Origin of the sequence: Spirillospora sp. NPDC029432 (assembly GCF_040703975.1) — a bacterium.
In the GTDB taxonomy this organism is placed as follows: Bacteria; Actinomycetota; Actinomycetes; order Streptosporangiales; family Streptosporangiaceae; genus Spirillospora.
On record NZ_JBEZWH010000077.1, the window covers coordinates 1 to 18,635 of the forward strand.

An 18,635-nucleotide genomic window follows, 5' to 3' on the forward strand; every position below is an offset into this window, starting at 1 on the left:
CGCTGGACGGCGTGGACCTCGAACTCGAACGCGGAACGGTCACCGCGCTGGTGGGGGCCTCCGGCTCTTTCCCGAGCCGGACGGCGGACTTGGCGGTCTCCTTGGTGGAGGCGGCGTCCGCGACGACCGTCCGGGCGGACGGCTCGCCCCTCGGCTCCGCCGCGGCCTCGGGCTCGGGACGCGGCTTCGCGCGGGTGCCGGCGGCGCAGTGCTCGGTCGCCAGCGCCAGCTCGATCTCGTACGCGGCGTCCAGCCGGGTGCGGGCCCGCGCCACCCGGCCGGCGGCCCGCCGCGCGGAGACGCCCAGCACGGTGCCGATCTCCGCCGGGAGCAGGCCGTGCCGGACGGCCAGCAGCAGCGCCTCCTGCTCGCCCGGCTCCAGGCGGCCCAGCGAGGACTCCAGCAGCCCCCGCAGTTCGCCGGACGGCGGCAGCCCGACCCCGGCGTCCCGGCGCGCCGCCGGCCCGTCGGCACGGGACGGCACCGCGCCGCCGTCGCCGAACTCGGCGTCGTGCTCCCAGAAGAGGCCCCGCGCCCGCCCGCGCTGGACGCAGCGGCGCCGGGCCGCGCCGTAGAGCCAGGAGCGCAGCCGGGCGTGGTCGCGCATCCGCGGGGCGCGGCGGCAGGCGTCGATGAAGGTGTCGTGCACGATGTCGGCGGCGGACCTGTATTCGCCCGTCATGGACAGCGTGTAGTCGTACAGCCGCTCAGCGTACGCCTCATAGAGAAGCGCCAAGGCACCGTCGTCGCCTTCGTTCAACCCGTGGACCAACCGGCGGTCGGCCGCGGCGTCGAACGAGGACCACTTGGGCATATGCGCTCCCGGCACCGGCATGGGGGAGACCCGCCCTCGCGGGGCCTGCTGATAGTTCGGCCCATCTTGCATACACCCCGTCACCCCTTCCGCACCACTTGATCCCTGGAAATCACGATGAACATGACGCTGGGGTGACAATCACCCACCCCTTCGTATTCATCGACACATCAGGGAGTATCGGAACGGTGACGCGCTGAAATTGCGGAATGGCCGGGGCAGCGGCTTCGGAACGTCAGTCGATCCGCTCCACGACGAGCTCGCCGTCCGCGAACCGGCGCCGCAGGACCTTTTTGTCGAACTTCCCGACGCTCGTCTTCGGAACGCTCTCGATGAACGACCACCGCTCGGGAAGCTGCCACTTCGGGATCCGGCCGGCCAGGAACTCCCGCAGCGCCTCCGCCGTCACGGCCGCGCCCTCCCGTACGACCACCGAGGCCAGCGGGCGCTCCTGCCAGCGGTCGTCGGGGACGCCCACCACGGCCGCCTCCAGGATGTCCGGATGCGCCATGAGGTGGTTCTCCAGCTCCACCGAGGAGATCCACTCGCCGCCGGACTTGATGACGTCCTTGGCTCGGTCGGTCAGCACCAGATAGCCGCCGGGCGACAGCGTTCCCACGTCGCCGGTACGGAGCCAGCCGTCGTGGAAGCGCGCCGGGTCCTCGTCCAGGTGGTACGCGCCGGTGATCCACGGGCCGCGGATCTCGACCTCGCCGACCGCCTCTCCGTCCTCGGGGAGCACGGTGTCGCCGTCCCCGACGATCCGCATCTCCAGCCCGGCCAGCACCCGGCCCTGCGACACCCGCGCCGCCCAGGCCGCGTCGTCGCCGGCGCCCGCCGGCGGGTGCGCCACCGTCGCCACCGGCGAGGTTTCGGTCATCCCCCACGCCTGGACGATCCGCACGCCGATCTCGTCGAAGCCCCGCATCAGCGCCGCCGGGACGGCCGACCCGCCGCACGGCACCAGCCGCAGCGAGCTGAGGTCCGCGCCGTGCTCCTGGACGTACCGCAGCAGGTCCGCCCAGATCGTCGGCACCGCGCCCGCGATCGTCGGCCGCTCCGCCTCGATCAGCCGCGCGAGCGGCTCGGCCTGCAGGAACCGGTCGGGCATGACGAGCGAGGCGCCCGCCATCAGCGCCGCGTACGGCATCCCCCACGCGTTGGCGTGGAACATCGGGACGACCGGGAGCACGCGGTCCGCGGCGTCGATCGCGAGCGCGTTGCCGGTGCAGACGGCCATCGAGTGCAGGTACGCCGAACGGTGCGAGTAGACGACGCCCTTGGGGTTCCCGGTCGTGCCGCTGGTGTAGCACATGGCGGCCGCCGACCGTTCGTCGATCTCCGGCCAGTCGAACTCGGGGGGCGCGGCGGCGAGCAGCTCCTCGTACGAGTGCAGCTCCTTGCCCGCGCCCTCCAGCGGCGCCGTGTCGCCCGCGCCCACCACGACGACGTGCCGGACCGTCTCCAGCCGGTCGAGCACGGGCGCCAGCAGCGGGATCAGCGACCCGTCCACGATGACGACCCGGTCCTCGGCGTGGTTGGCGATGTAGACGAGCTGGTCGGGGAAGAGCCGCAGGTTGAGGGTGTGGAGCACGGCGCCCATCGAGGGGACGGCGAGGTAGGCCTCCAGGTGCTCGGCGTTGTTCCACATGAACGTGGCCACCCGCTGGTCGCCGTCCACGCCGAGGCCGCGCAGCGCGCCGGCCAGGCGCGCGGCCCGTTCGCCCACCTCGGCGTACGAGCGGCGGCGCGTGCCGTCGCCCGTCCAGGTGACGACCTCGGCGCCGCCGGAGACCCCCGTGCCGTAGCGCATGATCGAGGTGATGGTCAGGGGGAAGTCCTGCATCGTGCTCCACATGGCGCGCCTCCGGCCTCGATGGATCCCAGGACCGGATTCTGGCCCGAACGCCCCCGCCATGTCAGCACTTGGCGCCCCATTTTTATCAATACCGGCCAACTCCGACCTTCCCGACAGTTCAGGTCGGGCCGGACCGTCCGGGCCGGCGGGCCGGGAGGCGCGAGGTGGAGGATGCCGAGCGGTAGCGGATCATCCTCTTTGTGAGAATTGCTCGGAATTAACGGTGTTATGGGCGTTGGGGGTGTTGGGGTGGAATTCCGGGGAAATCCTGCTCCAGCGCGCTGTCGTCGCGTAGCTTGGCCATGGCGCGGGAGACCGTGCTCTTGACGGTGCCCACGCTGATGCCGAGGACTTCGGCGATCTCGTTCTCCGGCATGTCCTCGTAGTAGCGGAGGATGACCGCCAGCCGCTGGCGTTCGGGGAGCCGGTCCAGGGCGCGGCCGAGCGCGTCGCGCAGCTCGCTGCGGCGGGTGTGATCGTCCACCGGCTGGTCGGGAAGATCGTCGGTAGGGTAGATCTCCAGCTTGCGCCGGCGCCACCAGGAGATCTGGGTGTTGACCATGGCCCGGCGCACGTACCCGTCCACCGCGGCGCGGTCCTGGATCCGGTCCCAGGCCAGGTACGTCTTGGCCAGGGCCGCCTGCAGGAGGTCCTCGGCCTCGGCGCGGTCGCCGGTGAGCTGGAGGGCGGCGCGGAGCAGGATGTGGCCGCGGGCCGCCACGTAGTCGCGGAACTCCTCGTGCCGCGTCTGGTTCACGTCACCACCGAGCCAGGGGTAGGGGCCCGGCCGGGCCCTCGCGAGATGGATCTTGATTTAGACCATCGCATGGGGAACGTAATTCCGGTCCATCAGAAATGGCATATTCGTGTCAACCAGGGGAAGATAATCAACCCGAGTAAAAAGAAGGTCAACCCCTGGCCGACTTGTCGCGATAAATCCGCTGACACCCGGGTCACCCGGCGCCGAGTCTTGACAAGCTGTCCTCACAGCAGTGGCCATGAGTTAAAAGATCGACGCCGGAGTGCCGCCATGCCGCCAAGAACCCGCCGTCATGGACCGGCGCGCCGCCGATACCGGGACGTCGTGCTGGGTGCTCCCGCGCACCCGCGGGGCGCCACCCCGGCGGCGCCGCGCCGCCCGCAGAAGGTCACCGGGGGCGTCGTCCTGGACGCCAGCCCCCACCTGCTGGTCCTGCACACCGCCGACGGCGAGGTGCGGGTGCCGATGCTTCCCGGAACCACGATCTGGCACGGCGAGCGCGGGGGCCTCGCCGCGCTGCTGCCGGGCCGGGAGGTCATCGTCCGGCCGGCGTCCGACGGGCTCGGGGCGGCCCGGGTCTGGGTGGACATCGGCCGCGTGGCCGGCACGATCCAGGCGTGCGGGAGGGACACCGTAGAGGTGGACATGGGTCCGCATCGAGGTCGTACCCATGTGGTGATCCCCCCGCACGCCCTCGGCCGGGTGCTCGTCCGGCACCCCCGGCTGGAGCCCGGCTACCTGATCGACCTGATCTGCGTGCGGTCGCCGGACGGGCCGTTGGCGGTCCGGCCCGGCACGTCCCAGCCGGGGCACCGGGCCGGCGACCTGGCGCCGTCCGAGCCGGGCGCCGCCGTGCCGGAGACGGTACGGGGCACGGCCACCTGGTTCGGCGGCGCCACGTACCGGCCGCCGGACGGGGGCCGCGCGTTCACGCTGCTCGGCGAGGCCGGCGCCGCGTACCCGGCGGTCGACCCGGAGGGCGAGGCCGGCGGCTGCCCGGACACGCCCGCGGGCTGCGTCGCGCTCCCCTACCTGTCGATCGGCAGCGAGCTGGCGCTGCGCAACGCGTGCGCCGGCCTGTCCGCGGCGCTCCCCGTGATCGAGTGCGGCTGCGTCGCGGCGCGCTTCTGCGACCGGTGCGTCGAGTGCGACACCACGCCGCGGGGGCGGCTCGCCGAGCTGACGCCCGCCGCGTTCGTCGCGCTGGGCGGCGACCTCGACGCCGGCTGCTTCAGCGCCGTCCTGGGCGCCGGCGCGGCCCGGACCGCGGAGGGCTGAGCCGTGCTGACCGACCCCCTGGTCGACGAGATCGAGAACGCCCAGGTCCTGCTCCTGTCGGGCGTGCTGCTCACCGCCTGCCTGGCCAAGCTGGTGTTCCGCGCCCCGGTCGCGGCGGCGCCCGCGCACGTGCACGGCGTGCCGGTGCCCGGGCGGCTGCGCCGGGCGACCGCGCTGCGGCAGGACCGCCGCGCGAGCGTGGGGCTGGGCGTCGCCGAGGGCACGCTCGGCCTCGCCCTGCTGATCACCCCGCACCTGTCGGTACGGCTCGCCACGACCGTCGTGTTCGCCGCCGCGACGTGGACGGTGGGGGAGCTGCGGGTGCACCGGCCGGACGCCGGCTGCGGCTGCTTCGGCGGGCTGAGCACCAAGCAGATCGGCCACCGCACCGTGCTGCGCGCCGTACTGCTCACCGCCGCGGCCGTCATCTCGCTCGACGCCCCGCACGCGGGGCTCACGGTGCTGCTGGACAGGCCGTCCGCCGTGGGCGCGATCCTGCTGGCCGAGCTGGTGCTGTTCGCGGCGCTGTCCCCCGAGATCGCCGTCCTGCTCGGCCGCAACCGCCCGCGGCTGCGGCCGGTGACGCCGTGCGAGCGGCGCCGCAGCCCGCTCGCGGAGACGTACGAGCGGCTGCGCGAGAGCGAGGCGTGGAAGGCGTCGGAGAACGCGATCGCGAGCGCCGTGCCGCTGGACGTGTGGCGCGAGGGCTGCTGGCGCTTCGTGGTCTACCCGGCGCATGTGGACGGCCGGGACACCGAGCTGGTCTTCGCCGTCTCGACCGCCGAACGGGGCTATACCGTACGGGTCGCCCCCGTGCCGCCCGCCGCCCCCGCCCTGCCCGCGACTCTCTAGCCCGCTCTTGACCCGCGCCTAGAGTCCCTTAGAGAACGCTCAGGTGCTCGCGGCCCGCGTTCACCGCTTCCGGTTGCGGTAGTGCTGGACGATCAGCGCGGCGCCGGAGGCGAGGGTGATCAGGCCGAACACCACGTTGCCGAGCACGTTCAGGCCGGCGCTCGAGACGACCACGTTCCCGACCACGCCGACCAGCAGCACCCCCCACAGCACCGTCCGCAGCGCGCCCATCCCCTCGGAGCCGGCCGGAGGGGCGGAGGACGCCCCGTGGGCGCCGCGGGGATCCGTCATCGTGTGCTCCTCAGGGGTCCGATAAGTCCGAACTGTTCGTTCCCGCCACGCTAGAAATCGCCGCGACCCCGGACGATCCAGCCACCGCATCACTTTCTGGTACAGCAGGCTGTACTCCGGCGGCCGAATCTCTGACAGAGATCAACTGGCTCCCGTAGGGTCCCCGCGTGCGGATAGTGAAGGGATCGGAACCGACCGTCGTCCGGCGGGACGGGCGGCGCGTCCTCGTCGCTCGCGCGCGTGCCGTCCTCAACGCCCTCGAACACCTCGTCGGCGGCCTCGGCACGGCCCTGCTGGCGTCCGCCGGGGTGCTGTGGGTCGTCCTGGTCGGCCTCCTGTCCGCCGTCGGCGTCGGCCTGCCGCTGACCGCCACCCTTCCCCGCGTCGTCCGGTCCGTCGCCGAACGGGAGCGCGGCCGGCTGACCCGCTGGGGACCCGAGATCATCGCCCTGGGGCCCGCGCCGGCCGGCGCCCGCGGCCTCCTCACGGATCCGATCATGCGGCGGGAGCTGCGCTGGCTGTTCGTCCACGGCACGCTCGGCCTGTTCATCGGCATGTTCGGCGTCACCCTCGCCGTGCAGGCCGTCCAGGACGTCACCTACCCGCTGTGGTGGCGGCTCCTCCCCCGCGAGGAGGCCGCGCCGACGTTCGTGTTCTGGACCGTGGAGGACGACCACGGCGCCCGCCTCGTCGCGCTCTTCGGCTTCGTCGTCGCCGCCGCGTTCGTCGTCACCGGGCCGGGGCTGGCCTGGCTGCAGGCGTGGCCCGGGCGGCGGCTCCTCGTCCCGCCGGCCGACATCGACCTGTCGCTGCGGATCGCGCACCTGTCCTCCACCCGCGCCGCCGCGCTCGACGCGCACGCGACGGAACTGCGGCGCATCGAGCGGTCGCTGCACGACGGCGCGCAGAACCGGCTCGTCGCCGTCACCATCCTGATCGGCGCGGCCCGCCGCGCCCTCGAACGCGACCCGTCCGCCACCGGATCCGCGCTCGACCGCGCCCAGGACGCCGCCGAGCAGGCCCTCGCCGAACTCCGCACCGTCGTGCGCAGCATCCTGCCGCCCGTCCTGGACGACCGCGGGCTCGCCGGCGCCCTCGCCGGGCTGGCCGACGACTGCGCCGTCCCCTGCCGGACCGACGTCGACGTGCCCGGCCGGTGCGCCGCGTCCGTCGAGGCCACCGCCTACTTCGTGACCGCCGAGGCCCTCACCAACATCACCAAGCACAGCCGGGCCTCGCGCGCCGACGTGGTCGTCCGCCGCGAGGGCGACCGCCTGCTGCTGCGGATCGAGGACGACGGCGTCGGCGGCGCGGACGCCCGCGAGGGCTCCGGCATCGCCGGCATCCGCGGCCGGATCGAGGCCCACGACGGCCGCCTGGAACTGACCAGCCCGCCCGGCGGGCCCACGACCCTCCGAGTGGAGCTGCCATGCGGATTGTGATCGCCGAAGACGACCCGCTGCTGCGCGAGGGCGTCGCGCTGCTGCTGCGCGCCGAATCCCTGGACGTCGTCGCCACGACCGACGGCCCCGAGTCCTTCCTGGCCGCCGTGGACGCCCACGAGCCCGACGTCGCCATCGTCGACGTCCGGATGCCGCCGACCCACACCGACGAGGGGATCAAGGCGGCGGTCGAGGCCCGCAACCGCCGGCCCGGCCTGGCCGTGCTCGTCCTGTCCGCCTACGTCGAGCAGGCGTTCGCCACCGAACTGCTCTCCGGCGGCAGCGACCGGCTCGGCTACCTCCTCAAGGAGCGGGTCGGCCGCGTCGAGCAGTTCCTCGACGCCCTCCACCGGGTGGCCGGGGGCGGCACCGCCATCGACCCCGACGTCGTCACGCAGCTGCTCACCCGCACCCGCCCCGACAGCGGCCTGCAACGCCTCACCGCCCGCGAACGCGACGTCCTCGCGCTGATGGCCGAGGGCCTCGGCAACACCGCCATCGCCGAACGCCTCTTCGTGACCGAGGGCGCCGTCCACAAGCACATCCGCAACATCTTCGCCAAGCTCGACCTGCCCCCCACCGACCGGGCCGACCGCCGCGTGACCGCCGTACTGCGCTACCTGGACCAGACCCAGCAGCGCGGCTGAGCCCGGGGAAGGGGCGGGCTTCCAGCCTGCTGTACCCGCCGCTTACCGGACGCTGGTGCCTGATTCGGGCAGGAGCCGGGAGGGACCCGGAGGGCGTCGCGATGGTGCGATGTTCCCGTTCCGCCCCCTGCCGAGAAGGACCGGCCGATGAGCATGCACACACGTCCGGACGTCCCGAGGGACGTCCGGGTCGCGACCGCCCGCGGCGAGAGGCGCGGCGGCGGGCCGCTGTTCGAGTTCGTCCGGCGCTACCCGCTGATCTCGTTCTACCTGCTGGCGTGCGGAGCGAGCTGGTTCGCCTGGATGCCGTACGTGCTGTCCAACGACGGGCTGGGCCTTGAGGACTTCAGCTTCCCGAAGCTGCTGGGCGACGCGCAGCTCCTCGGCGTCCTGCCCGGCGCGTACATCGGGCCGCTGGGCGCCGCGCTGGTGGTGACCTGGATCAACGGCGGCCGCGAGGGGCTGCGCGACTGGCGGCGGCGGCTGTTCAAGCTGCGGGTGAAGTGGTACTGGTACCCGATCGTGCTGGCCGGCGTCCCGATCACCCTGATCGTCGGCACGCTCCTGACGCCCGGCGCCGCCGACGGCATGCGGCTGCCGCCCGCCATGGTGCTCGTCGCGTTCCTGCCCGCCCTCCTGCTCCAGGTGGTGACCACCGGCCTGGCCGAGGAGCCCGGCTGGCGCGACTTTGCCCTCCCGCTGATGCAGCGCCGCCTGGGCCCTGCCGCCGGCACCGCTGTCCTCGGCGTGGTCTGGGCCGTCTGGCACTTCCCGCTCTTCTTCACGGGCTGGTCGCTCGCCGGCCCGCGCCCGGACAACGTGAACTGGTACGTCACGGTCGGCGTCTTCGTGCTGATGTGCATCGCGATCAGCTACCTCATCACCTGGGTGTTCAACCACACCGAGGAGAGCCTGCCGGTCGCGCTGGTACTGCACGCGGCCAACAACACCGTGGCCAGCATCGTCCTGCCGGAGATGTTCCCGAACGCCGCGGAGTCGGTGATGGTGACCGGCGGTGCCATCGGGTACGGCATCATCGCCGCCGTCCTCCTCATCGCGACCCGCGGCCGCCTCGGCTACACCGGCCCCCGCGACTGACGCGCGCAGCACACGAACGAACGGCCCCCGGGCCCGGAGCCTCTTGGCCCCGCGGCCCGGGGGCCGTTCGCATTCCCCCCGCGGCCGTGGCCGATGGTCCACGCGAGCGTTTTATAGCCGTTTCTAGGCCTTGCCTTAGAGATGGCTAGAGAACGGCAGAGGTCGCGATCGGGAAATCTACGACTCTCTAGCCGTGCGGCAAGACAGGCGAATATTCGGCTGTGTGGGGCGGGCGGATGTAGATCTATACGGTTCTCTTGAGCTGGAGCTAGAGAGGCGTAGAGAAAGGTGCGTTCGGGCCGGCGAGCCGGGGGCGTGCGCGCGGGTCAGGCGGGTTGGGAGCGGAGGAACTTGCCGAAATGGGGGACGGTGAAGGCGACCAGGCCGCGCTCGGCGCTGTAGATCAGGCCCTTCTTGATCAGGCCGTCGCGCGCCGGCGACAGGCTGGACGGCTTGCGGCCCAGCTCGTCGGCGACGGCGGCGGTCGGGACGGGCTCGTCGCCGAGCATCGCCATCGCGCGCATGTAGTCGCGTTCGGCCGGGGTGGCGCGCTCGTAGCGGCTGCCGAAGAAGCCGACGGCCAGCTCGCTCTCGGCCTCCGGGGCGGCGACCTTGATGTCGTCGGCGGTGATGGGCGTGTCGGGGGCGACGTCCCAGACGACCTTGGCGTACGCCTGGACGAAGTAGGGGTAGCCGTCGGCGGCGCCGTAAAGCGCGTCGAGCGCCTCGGGGGTGAACGTGACCTGCTCGCGCTCGGCGGGGGCCATCAGCGCATGGTCGGCCGATTCGCGGTCGAGCCGGTCGATGCGGGCGTACCGGAAGAGGCGCTCGGAGTAGGACTTGCTGGCCGACAGGACGGCGGGCAGGTGCGGCAGCCCGGCGCCCACCACGATCAGCGGGCCGCCGACCTGGGACAGCTCGTGGCAGGCGGCGCAGAGGGCGGAGACGTCGTCGGCGGGGATGTCCTGCATCTCGTCCACGAACAGGCCGATGCCGGCGCCGACGTCGGTGGCCACCGAGGCGGCGTCGACGAACAGCTCGGTGAGGTCGATCTCCAGGTCGCCGGAGTCGGCGCGGCCGCGCGCGGCGGGCACGTCGATGCCGGGCTGCCAGCGGTGGACGCGGGCCTTGCCGCGCCCGCCGGACGGCTCCTCGCCCGCCTGCGCGAACGCCTTGAGCACGCCGAGGAACTCCTCGATGCGGTCGGGCGCGCGGTGCCGCGGGGCCAGCTCGCGTACGGCCATGTGCAGGGCGGAGGCGACGGGACGGCGGATCGACTGGTCGGGACGGGCCTCGATCTTGCCGGTGCCCCACAGCCGCTGGATCGCCATCGAGCGGAACGCGTTGAGCAGCACGGTCTTGCCGACCCCGCGCAGCCCGGTGACGATCATGCTGCGCTCGGGGCGGCCGCGCGCCACCCGTTCGAGGACGACCTCGAACTGCCGCAGCTCGCGGTCGCGGCCGGCCAGCTCCGGGGGCCGCTGTCCGGCGCCGGGGGCGTAGGGATTGCGCACGGGGTCCACGCTCTCGGACTCTATGAGGCGATATAGCTGCGGCCGTAGATTTGCGTAGAAACTCGTACGGCGTGTCGCGTACGGCTCCCGCCGCCCCTGGCAACGTGCCGCCGTCTCCCGGCCCGCCGAGGTCATCGTCGCCACCGTTGCCACCTCCCGGGGCGCGCGTGCGTGCGAACGTGCTGGTCGAACTTCTGTTCGACTATTCGAACACAGTAGCGCACGCGCCCCCGGTCGTCACGGGAACCCGCGGAATCACTCCAGCGGTTCGTCGGCGGACGACAGATGCGGCACGCGTTCCGCCGGGATCGTCCCCATCCGTCCTGCCTGGAAGTCCTCGAACGCCTGGACGATCTCCTCCCGCGTGTTCATCACGAACGGCCCGTACCGCGCGACGGGCTCGCGCAGCGGCAGCCCGCCCAGCACGAGGATCTCCCAGCCGTTCGCGCTCGCCTGCGGCTGGACGTCGGCCGCCCGCAGGAGGAGCCCGTCCCCCGCGCCCTTGTGGTGCGAGCCGCCGAACGCCGCCATCTGCCCCTCGTCCAGGGCGATCTCCTCGACGCCCGCCGTACCGCGCCCTGAAAGCACGTACACGAGCGCGTTGAAGTCCCGCGGCCACGGCAGCGCCAGCCGCGCCCCGGGGGCGACGGTCGCGTGCAGGTAATTGATGGGCGTGTACGTGACGCCCGGCCCGTCGTACCCGGCCACCGAGCCGGCGATGACCCGTACGAGCGACGACCCGTCATCGGCCGCGACCAGCTTCACGTCGCGCGCCTCGATGTCCTGGTAGCGGGGCGGGACCCACTTCTGGGAACGCGGAAGGTTCACCCACAGCTGCACGCCGTGGAACAGCCCGCCCTTGGCGACGAGCTCCGGCGGCGGCTGTTCGATGTGCTGGATACCGGACGCGGCGGTCATCCACTGGGTCGCCCCATCGGAGATGAGCCCGCCGCCACCGGACGTGTCCTGGTGCTGGAACGCGCCATCGATGATGTACGTGACGGTCTCGAATCCCCTGTGCGGATGCCAGGGCGTCCCCTTCCCCTCCACCAGTTAGGGACCCCGGGCACGAACCTCCCGGGGGAAGGGGAGCGCAAACCTCACCATGAACGAGACCAGCGCTTACACAGAGACCGTCCGCGCAGCCGTGTACGTCCGTCAGTCCGCCGCCCGCGCGTCAGGCTCAGAAGCATCCCCCGCGACGCAGCGCGACGCTGGGCGCGCGGAAGCGGAACGGCGCGGGGCGGCATCCGTCGAGATGTACGAAGACATCGGCATTTCCGCCTTTCGCGACGTAGAGCGGCCAGATTTCGAGCGCATGCTCGCGGACTGCCGGGCGGGTCGCCGTAACGTGATCATCGTCTACTACGTGTCTCGCTTCTCTCGGAAGGAGATCACGGACGCTATCCCGATTGTCACGGAACTTTTGCAGCTTGGCGTGACGATTGTTAGCGTGACGGAAGGCGAGTTCCGGCGCGGCAACCTCATGGACCTTATCCACCTGATCATGCGCCTTGACGCTGCGCATGCGGAGTCCAAGAACAAGAGCCGAGCTATCCGCGACGCTCAAGCGAAAGCACGCGAGTACGGCGGCTACGTGGGCGGTAAGCCGACATTCGGCCTAAAGCTGGTGGCGGAAACGGTCACCATGAACGACGGCCGTCCGTTGCAGATTCAGCGGCTCGCGGTAAATGAGGATGAAGCCCCGACCGTGAAAGAGGCATGGGCGCGCATCAAGGCACACATGAACGAGTCGTACAACCCGGGTGCCGGCCGCCGGCACCCGGGTTCGCTTACAGGCATCTGCGCCGACTTCAATGAGCGAGGCATTCCAACGCGTGGCCGTCTGACAGGAAACAAGACGGCGAAAAGCCACTGGGAACCGAAGACGCTCGCGGGAATTCTGCGTGACCCGCGCATTGCCGGTTACGCCGCGACGCCCGTGTATCACTTCACCGAATCGGGCCGGAAGACTTCTCGCGTGATCGGGCACCGTATCGAACGAGACGAAACCGGTATGCCGATCACGACTCACGAAGCGATCATCCACCCGGCGGAATGGTGGGTACTTCAGAAGTGGCTTGATTCTCGGGGACGTGGGAAGGGAACGGCGCGCGGGAAGGCTCTCCTGTCGGGTATCGGACTGTTGTTCTGCGAGTGTGGGCACACGATGAAGTCTCACGGCAACACTGTGAAGACCGTGAAAAGTACGTACCGATGCACCCGGCGACGGGGCGTTAGCGAACCTGGCCAGCATGCGGGAACATGCGCCATCAGTCAGCCGACCGTAGACGAATACGTTGCGCGACGCGTGTTCGCGCTAATCGAAACTGCGGAAGGGGACGCTGAGACTCTCGCGATCCTGGCGGAAGCGACGCGCAGGTTCGGCCGTACGGTAGAGAATCCGGAGATCGCGGGCGAGCGAACGGCGCTCGTCGGGCAGCGTGCGGAAACACTCGCGGCGCTCAATGAGTTGTATGAAGACAAGGCGGCGGGCGGTTACAAGGGACCGCGTGGACGGGCCGCATTCATCGCGGAAGAGTCCGCGCTTATGGAACGACTGGAAGCTGCGGACGCGCGCCTTACGGAGTTGGACGCCATTTCGTCCCCGACTCTCCCCATTTCGTCTTGGCTTGAGAGAAACGACCCGTCCGGCGACCCGCTCGGTTCCGGGTCATGGTGGGAGCGGGCGACGCTCACGGAACGACAGGGAATGGTTCGATTGTTCGTCGCACGAGTCACGGTCGCTAAGTCCGAGATTCCACACGGGAGGTACCCGGCGGGTCAGTCCGCGAGCGACCGCGTAACGGTCGAATGGGTGCAGCCGGACACCGCCTAGCGGCTGTACGGCCCGTAGACGGCCGAACGGAGAGCCCCGGTAACCCGCTAGGGGTCCCGGGGCTTTCGCGCGCCTGGGGCTCTGTGGAGCCCACACGGGCCGCACAAAGCGTGTGGCGATGCTCACCGCCGTTCCGATGTGCGCTGGAAGTGGCGGACGGGCATCCCCGCGAGATGTGCGGCGCAGCACAGAAAAATAGGGGCTTGACGTGTGAATACTTCACACTGTTACTTTGATCGTCCCCGCGCAATTCAGCGGGACCGGACGCGCGACCCTACCGCCCGCCCGGTCCCTAGGACCGACCCTGTATGGAGGGACGACCCATGGCGCACAACCCTACTGACTTGCAGGTTGAGGCGTTGCCGAACGGCAGCACCGTGACCACTGTCCAGGCGCTTCGCCCCGATGGCGTCCACCCCGCGACGATCATGCGCCCGGACGGGCAGACGTTCACGGTGGTCTACCTGCCGCACGGCTTCGACACGTCGCGACTGAGCGACATCGCGGAGGAACTCGCCCCCGGCTGCCCGATCAGCCATCACTACCCGCTTGCCCGCGACCCGGAAGCGCCGGCGGAAATGCTCGCCCTGTGGGATTACGTGGTCGTGTTCGACACGACCCGCCGGCCGCGCGGGGCAGAGGCAGCCGCGTGAGCGCCCCCGCCCGCCTGGGCATCGTCGCCGCGATGGACGGTAACGCGTGCGTGCTGTGCTTCCAGCCGCTCAGGACCGCCGTGGGCACGTCAGCCCGTGACGTGTCGGCCCCAATCACGTTCGGGACCACGGACAGCGTGAGCGTGCATGTGTGCGGGCCCTGTGCCCGTACCGTCCGGCAGACTCGCGAACGAACGGACGTGATCGCCCCCGGGCTCTGAGACGCCCAGCGACGGCTCTACAGGACCGCCCCGTTCCCGACCATGGGAGCGGGGCGGTTCCCCGTTTCACGGACCACCACAGCCCCACGGGGCTACCTCGGCGGCATGCTGGCGGACTGCCCCGGCGGCCCCATGCCGAGACGGGGCGGGTTTCGGTCGCGAGCCTGCCGCGTTGCTGCGGCCGGTACGGCGGGCAGATGAACGGGCAGCCCGGTACGTCTGCCGGACCGTGCAGCCGTCATGAGGTCAGCACGGTCCCGACGGCACGCGGCGGACGGCAGGCGCAGCTTCCGCCGGGCGCTGCCCAGGCACGCGAGTGACGAAGCGTTGCCGGGGGCTGCCCGTCGCCCCCTCTCTGACCTGCGGTTAGTGATGGAGTGACGTTTATACCTATTTTTAGGTTTCACATAGAAAACTCTTAGGGATACCGGAAAACGGGTCCAAATCGGCATTCCGTCACACGTCCTGAAGCGTGGTGCCGATGCCCCCGCGAAGCGTCGCGAACCTATGAGGGCTGCCGTAGCGCTAACGATCCTACGCACCCGCCTACCTCGGAAGGTGACGACATGGGGACCTGCGTGCAGTGCGGCAGCCGCTTCGAGCGACACGGGACCCGCGCGAAGTTGTGCGGACGGACGTGCCGCGAAGGGTGGACCCGGAACCGTACGCGCGTACGGAATGTGGCGTACCGGGCCGCTAAGCGTACAGCGACTCAAATGCAGTGATGTAGCCCACAGATAAGGCGCTCATCGCGCTGACCTTATGGTTTTCGCTATACGGAGAAACGGGCGTAGCGCTAACTCTACTGAGCCGGAAAGCCGGCTGAACGCAGCGACGCGCCCCCGTCCGAAGCTGCAAGTAGAAACCACCTAGCGACCGGGTTAAAGGTCGTCAGGGGCGGTTTCCCGATCTACCGCACGGGGGCGCGCGGGATGGTCGGGAAGCCGCCCTTTTTTTGTGTTCACAGACCAGCGAGCCCCGGGGCTTTGGGGATTGCCCCCGGGGCTCGCTTTGCAATCCCCAGCGGTCCCCGGGCATGGAGTCACCAAATGGTGAGCCGTGAAGCTTTCACGCGAGCATGTGAACGGTGCGATACCTCGTTCACCTACATCAAGTTCTCTGACGTAGCACCCCGCCGTTACTGCGACGAATGCCGTACGATAGCGAGTCGCGAGGTACAGCAACGCGCGCGACGTAAGTGGCACGCTAAGCGATGTGCCCCGGAACATCGCCGTGCGTTCAACGCATACAGGCGTGCTCACAACGCAGTGACCAGGGAGCGCGGAAAGGCAGTCGAACACGACTGCTACACGTGCGGCAGACCGGCACACGAATGGGCGTTCATTCACAGCGAGCGCCGTCCGCTATCGGGTTACTTCCACGCTTCCCCGTTCGGGCCGCCCGGATCATACGAACCGCTCTGCCGGGCGTGTCACGGCGGGATCGACCGCGACCGGGCGCGAAACGGCTTGCGAGACGGCGAAATACTCGCATTCATGGACGGCCTCTTTGCGATGCTCACAGGGAAGGAAACGCGTTGCCAAACCAACGCGTAGCCAACTGATCGACAGCCTGATCCGTTCAGCCGGCCAACAGCCCGGAGTGAAGCACTGGCGAGCACGCGAAGTGCTTTCCGATGCTCAGCCGAATACCGTCCCATGCGCGCCGAATGACCACCGGCAGCGCGGACCGTCCCACCGCGACGTAACGCGGCCCCAGGCAAGCCCCGGGCTCGCACGACTGGTCATCGTGTGAGCACCGGGGCTTTTCTCATTTCCGGAGACGCGCTATGTACCCTGACGAGTATCACGACCCGCGTGAGCTGAGCCGCTGCATGTCGGAAACGGCGGGGCGTGACCTGGACACGTGGAATGCTGCGCGGCGAATGCTGGGCCTTCCCACGGTTATTGAGGATGTCCCGAACGCGGACCAGGATGCCGCACGGCAGACGGACGCTGAGCTACCTGTTGAGCGTCCCGTGAGTGCCTGCGTGGACACGGGCAAGGCTGCCATGCTGCGTATCCCTCAGCAGCCCGGAGAGCGCGTTACAGCGGTGCCTATGGCTGCCCCGAAGCTACCGACGCATGAGCGTCAGCGGCGGGTGCTTGTGGCGGCCGGGCTGCCATGGCCGAACGCGGGCCGCAAGTATCCGAGTATCGGCCGGCTGATCGTCTGGCTTGGGCTTTCGGGTAGAGGGGCTGACTTCACGGCGGAAGAGACGGCGAAGATGCGTGAAGCATGGGCGACCGCGCGCGACCGCGCCTTTGCGAACGCCAATGCGTAAGCCCCCCTTCGTTCCGCCGGATCCGGACTATGCATGGTTCGCCGCTGTACGGGACCGCCGTCTTGGACCAGGCGCACACCCTACCGGCGGTGTGCCGGTCCGCCCGCGTGCCTTCTACGCGGACGAGAGACGCGATCACGCTTGGAACTTCCGGCACATGACGGATTACGCCGCGTTCGGCGAATCAGAGTCCGCCGAGTAACGACTTGGGACGCGCACGTTGGCGGGTGCGTGCGCGTCCCTTCTAACCCGCGACCCGCTTAGGAGAAGAGCAATGGCTGAGATCGTTGATCCCCGTACGGGCAAGGTCGTTGATTCGTACCCGACCGGACCAGCGGATGAGCCGTACTATGGCACGCGCGCTATCCCTGGCGTAGCGGACGCGGAGACTGACGCGCTTTTCGCTGCGCTGGACGATTATCGCGATTTCGTGAATGAGCACGGCGACATTCTGTCCGACGCTTGGCAGGCGCGCGCGCTCGCCATGGAGCAAGAGAAGTGCGCCGCTGAGCTTCGCGAGAACGGCGCGGTTGACGACAAGCGCCCGACCGTCCTGGACGACTGGACCCGCGAACGTCCGCGCATTCTCGCCCGGCTGGACGTGATGCGGGACGGAATCCGTCGCCTTGACAATGCCGCGCGCAAGGCGATTCGTGAGCAGGTTCCGGCAGAAGTCGGACCCGCAACGCTGCGTGCCAATGAGGCGGTTGCCGCCTACGAGGCTGCGATTGCAGCTCTCGCTCGTGCCGCCAGCGACGCTAAGGCAGCGCTGAAGCACGCGCACACCGTGCAAACCCTGGTCGCTACGGGACACTTTCCCCGTAACGGAAACGTCGCCTATCTGGCTTTCGGCGGTGGGGACGACATCGCCGTTTCTCATGCGCGTGACGCGTTGATGAGCGTCCGGCAGAGTGCGGCTCGCATCCTTCACGGCGGTGTGCGATACGTGCCCGGACAGACGGTGACCTTCTCTCTGTCCGGCGGTCGGATGGTTGAGCGAGTGCTTGACGCGGAAGGCGCGTCGCGCATGAACGCGAACAACATGGAGTCTGTGCGGCTGTTGCTGGAACTGGACAAGTCCGCCGTCCCGGTTATGGATATCGACCAGTGAGCGACATTCCCAATATCCCTATTCCTGGAATGGGTGTGCCGGCGGCTGAATCGCTGAAATGGCGCATCATGGAACGTGAGCGCACTAAGCTGACTGAGGCTGACGAAGCGGCCCGTGAGAGCGAGGCAGACGAGAAGCGCGCGGCACTGAAGCGAGATATTGCGGCTGCCCGCGAGAAGGCGGCTGAGGAACTGCTTGCTACGGGCATGCGTCCGGGCGATGTCGCGCAGCGCATCACCGCGCTTGACGCGCCATGGACGCGAGCAGCCGACCATGAGGCCCGTATCAAGGAACTGCGCGGTTCGGGTATGAGCTATGGCGAGATTGCCCGCGTGCTTTCCAATGAGAGTGCGGAGTGAGCAGCGCATCCACGCCGGAAGGTCCGTACCGCGCGGGGCAAACGGTGGCGTTCCCGGGTAACCGCTTCACGCGGCATCGCCCGTATGCGCTCACCATGGATCAGGTGACCGCTGACCGGCTGAATTCCGCATGGCGAGCGAGACAAGAGAAGGACGCTGAGGCGCGCTGAGACGGACGCTGATTACCCGGGGCTACCCAACTTCGGTGCCCCGGGTATTCGCCCGTGGGAAGCGCTCTCAGCGTCACGTGAGCGGACTACCGGACCGACCCGTTCCCTTGTCCAGGGCGGTCCCGGTACCTCCCTGCCGACCAGGCGGGGCTACCTACCGCCGCGCTGTACGTGTGCCGGTTGACGTACGCACGTCACGCGGCGGCTGGGCCTGTGCCCCCTTGCCGTGCCCTGTGCCCCTGCCTGCCCCTCCGGGGCGGTGCGGGTGTGCCGTGCCGCGTGATCGCACGCAAGCGAGCGTGAGCAGCTCAACGCGACAGCGTGGCGACGACGGAGGGGCTACCCCGGGGGTATGGCCCGTCTGCCTGAGGGGCTGGACAACGGCAGGGGTTAGCAAGTCGCTGTCTGTACGGGTAAGGGGGCGCTGAGTATCCACAGCATGCG

The 18,635-nt window shown here is 69.8% G+C and carries 16 protein-coding genes; 10 read left to right on the plus strand and 6 right to left on the minus strand.

Annotated features, from left to right (window positions below; genetic code table 11):
- From AB0881_RS35935 to AB0881_RS35945, 3 genes are all read right to left on the minus strand, one after another.
- Positions 1-736, minus strand: a 736-nt coding sequence (locus tag AB0881_RS35935; RefSeq protein WP_366624448.1) for a sigma-70 family RNA polymerase sigma factor, incomplete at its 3' end; no start/stop codon positions are given.
- 313 nt (positions 737-1,049) lie between these two features.
- Positions 1,050-2,672: a long-chain fatty acid--CoA ligase gene (locus tag AB0881_RS35940; protein WP_366624450.1), complete on the minus strand. Its 1,623-nt coding sequence runs from the start codon at positions 2,670-2,672 to the stop codon at positions 1,050-1,052.
- A gap of 226 nt (positions 2,673-2,898) precedes the next feature.
- Entirely contained in the window at positions 2,899-3,429 is a 531-nt protein-coding gene (locus tag AB0881_RS35945) for a SigE family RNA polymerase sigma factor (protein ID WP_366624452.1), read from the minus strand.
- A 327-nt stretch (positions 3,430-3,756) separates the two neighbouring features.
- Between AB0881_RS35945 and AB0881_RS35950 the strand changes: the two genes are divergently transcribed.
- Entirely contained in the window at positions 3,757-4,710 is a 954-nt protein-coding gene (locus tag AB0881_RS35950; RefSeq protein ID WP_366624454.1) for a hypothetical protein, read from the plus strand.
- A gap of 3 nt (positions 4,711-4,713) precedes the next feature.
- The gene (locus tag AB0881_RS35955) at positions 4,714-5,562 is read left to right on the plus strand and encodes a MauE/DoxX family redox-associated membrane protein (RefSeq protein WP_366624456.1); all 849 of its coding nucleotides are present in this window, start codon (positions 4,714-4,716) and stop codon (positions 5,560-5,562) included.
- Between the two features lie 60 nt (positions 5,563-5,622).
- On the opposite strand, the gene AB0881_RS35960 is transcribed toward AB0881_RS35955, so the two are convergent.
- Complete coding sequence (locus AB0881_RS35960) at positions 5,623-5,853, minus strand: hypothetical protein (RefSeq protein WP_366624458.1); 231 nt, start codon at positions 5,851-5,853, stop codon at positions 5,623-5,625.
- 167 nt (positions 5,854-6,020) lie between these two features.
- Between AB0881_RS35960 and AB0881_RS35965 the strand changes: the two genes are divergently transcribed.
- The 3 genes from AB0881_RS35965 (at position 6,021) to AB0881_RS35975 (ending at position 9,040) form a co-directional block, all read left to right on the plus strand.
- Positions 6,021-7,295 (plus strand): sensor domain-containing protein, encoded by a 1,275-nt coding sequence (locus AB0881_RS35965; RefSeq protein ID WP_366624459.1) that lies wholly within the window; start codon positions 6,021-6,023, stop codon positions 7,293-7,295.
- Complete coding sequence (locus AB0881_RS35970; RefSeq protein WP_366624461.1) at positions 7,283-7,942, plus strand: response regulator transcription factor; 660 nt, start codon at positions 7,283-7,285, stop codon at positions 7,940-7,942. Before AB0881_RS35965 ends, AB0881_RS35970 begins: the two co-directional genes overlap by 13 nt.
- Positions 7,943-8,089: 147 nt before the next feature.
- Positions 8,090-9,040, plus strand: coding sequence for a type II CAAX endopeptidase family protein (locus AB0881_RS35975; protein WP_366624462.1), 951 nt, complete (start codon positions 8,090-8,092; stop codon positions 9,038-9,040).
- Between the two features lie 326 nt (positions 9,041-9,366).
- Here AB0881_RS35975 and AB0881_RS35980 read toward each other — a convergent pair whose 3' ends face one another.
- Entirely contained in the window at positions 9,367-10,563 is a 1,197-nt protein-coding gene (locus AB0881_RS35980) for an ATP-binding protein (RefSeq protein WP_366624464.1), read from the minus strand.
- Positions 10,564-10,809: 246 nt separating this feature from the next.
- Positions 10,810-11,604, minus strand: coding sequence for a pirin-like C-terminal cupin domain-containing protein (locus AB0881_RS35985; protein ID WP_366624466.1), 795 nt, complete (start codon positions 11,602-11,604; stop codon positions 10,810-10,812).
- A gap of 55 nt (positions 11,605-11,659) precedes the next feature.
- Between AB0881_RS35985 and AB0881_RS35990 the strand changes: the two genes are divergently transcribed.
- The 5 genes from AB0881_RS35990 (at position 11,660) to AB0881_RS36010 (ending at position 18,021) form a co-directional block, all read left to right on the plus strand.
- Positions 11,660-13,393 (plus strand): recombinase family protein, encoded by a 1,734-nt coding sequence (locus tag AB0881_RS35990; RefSeq protein ID WP_366624468.1) that lies wholly within the window; start codon positions 11,660-11,662, stop codon positions 13,391-13,393.
- Between the two features lie 323 nt (positions 13,394-13,716).
- Positions 13,717-14,046, plus strand: a complete 330-nt coding sequence (locus tag AB0881_RS35995; RefSeq protein WP_366624470.1) for a hypothetical protein — start codon at positions 13,717-13,719, stop codon at positions 14,044-14,046.
- A 2,010-nt stretch (positions 14,047-16,056) separates the two neighbouring features.
- Positions 16,057-16,551 (plus strand): hypothetical protein, encoded by a 495-nt coding sequence (locus AB0881_RS36000; RefSeq protein WP_366624472.1) that lies wholly within the window; start codon positions 16,057-16,059, stop codon positions 16,549-16,551.
- Positions 16,552-16,825: 274 nt separating this feature from the next.
- A complete protein-coding gene (locus AB0881_RS36005) occupies positions 16,826-17,662 on the plus strand; it encodes a hypothetical protein (RefSeq protein ID WP_366624474.1) in 837 nt (278 codons plus the stop codon).
- On the plus strand, positions 17,659-18,021 hold the full coding sequence (locus AB0881_RS36010; RefSeq protein ID WP_366624476.1) for a hypothetical protein: 363 nt from the start codon (positions 17,659-17,661) through the stop codon (positions 18,019-18,021). Before AB0881_RS36005 ends, AB0881_RS36010 begins: the two co-directional genes overlap by 4 nt.
- Positions 18,022-18,635 lie beyond the last annotated feature (614 nt).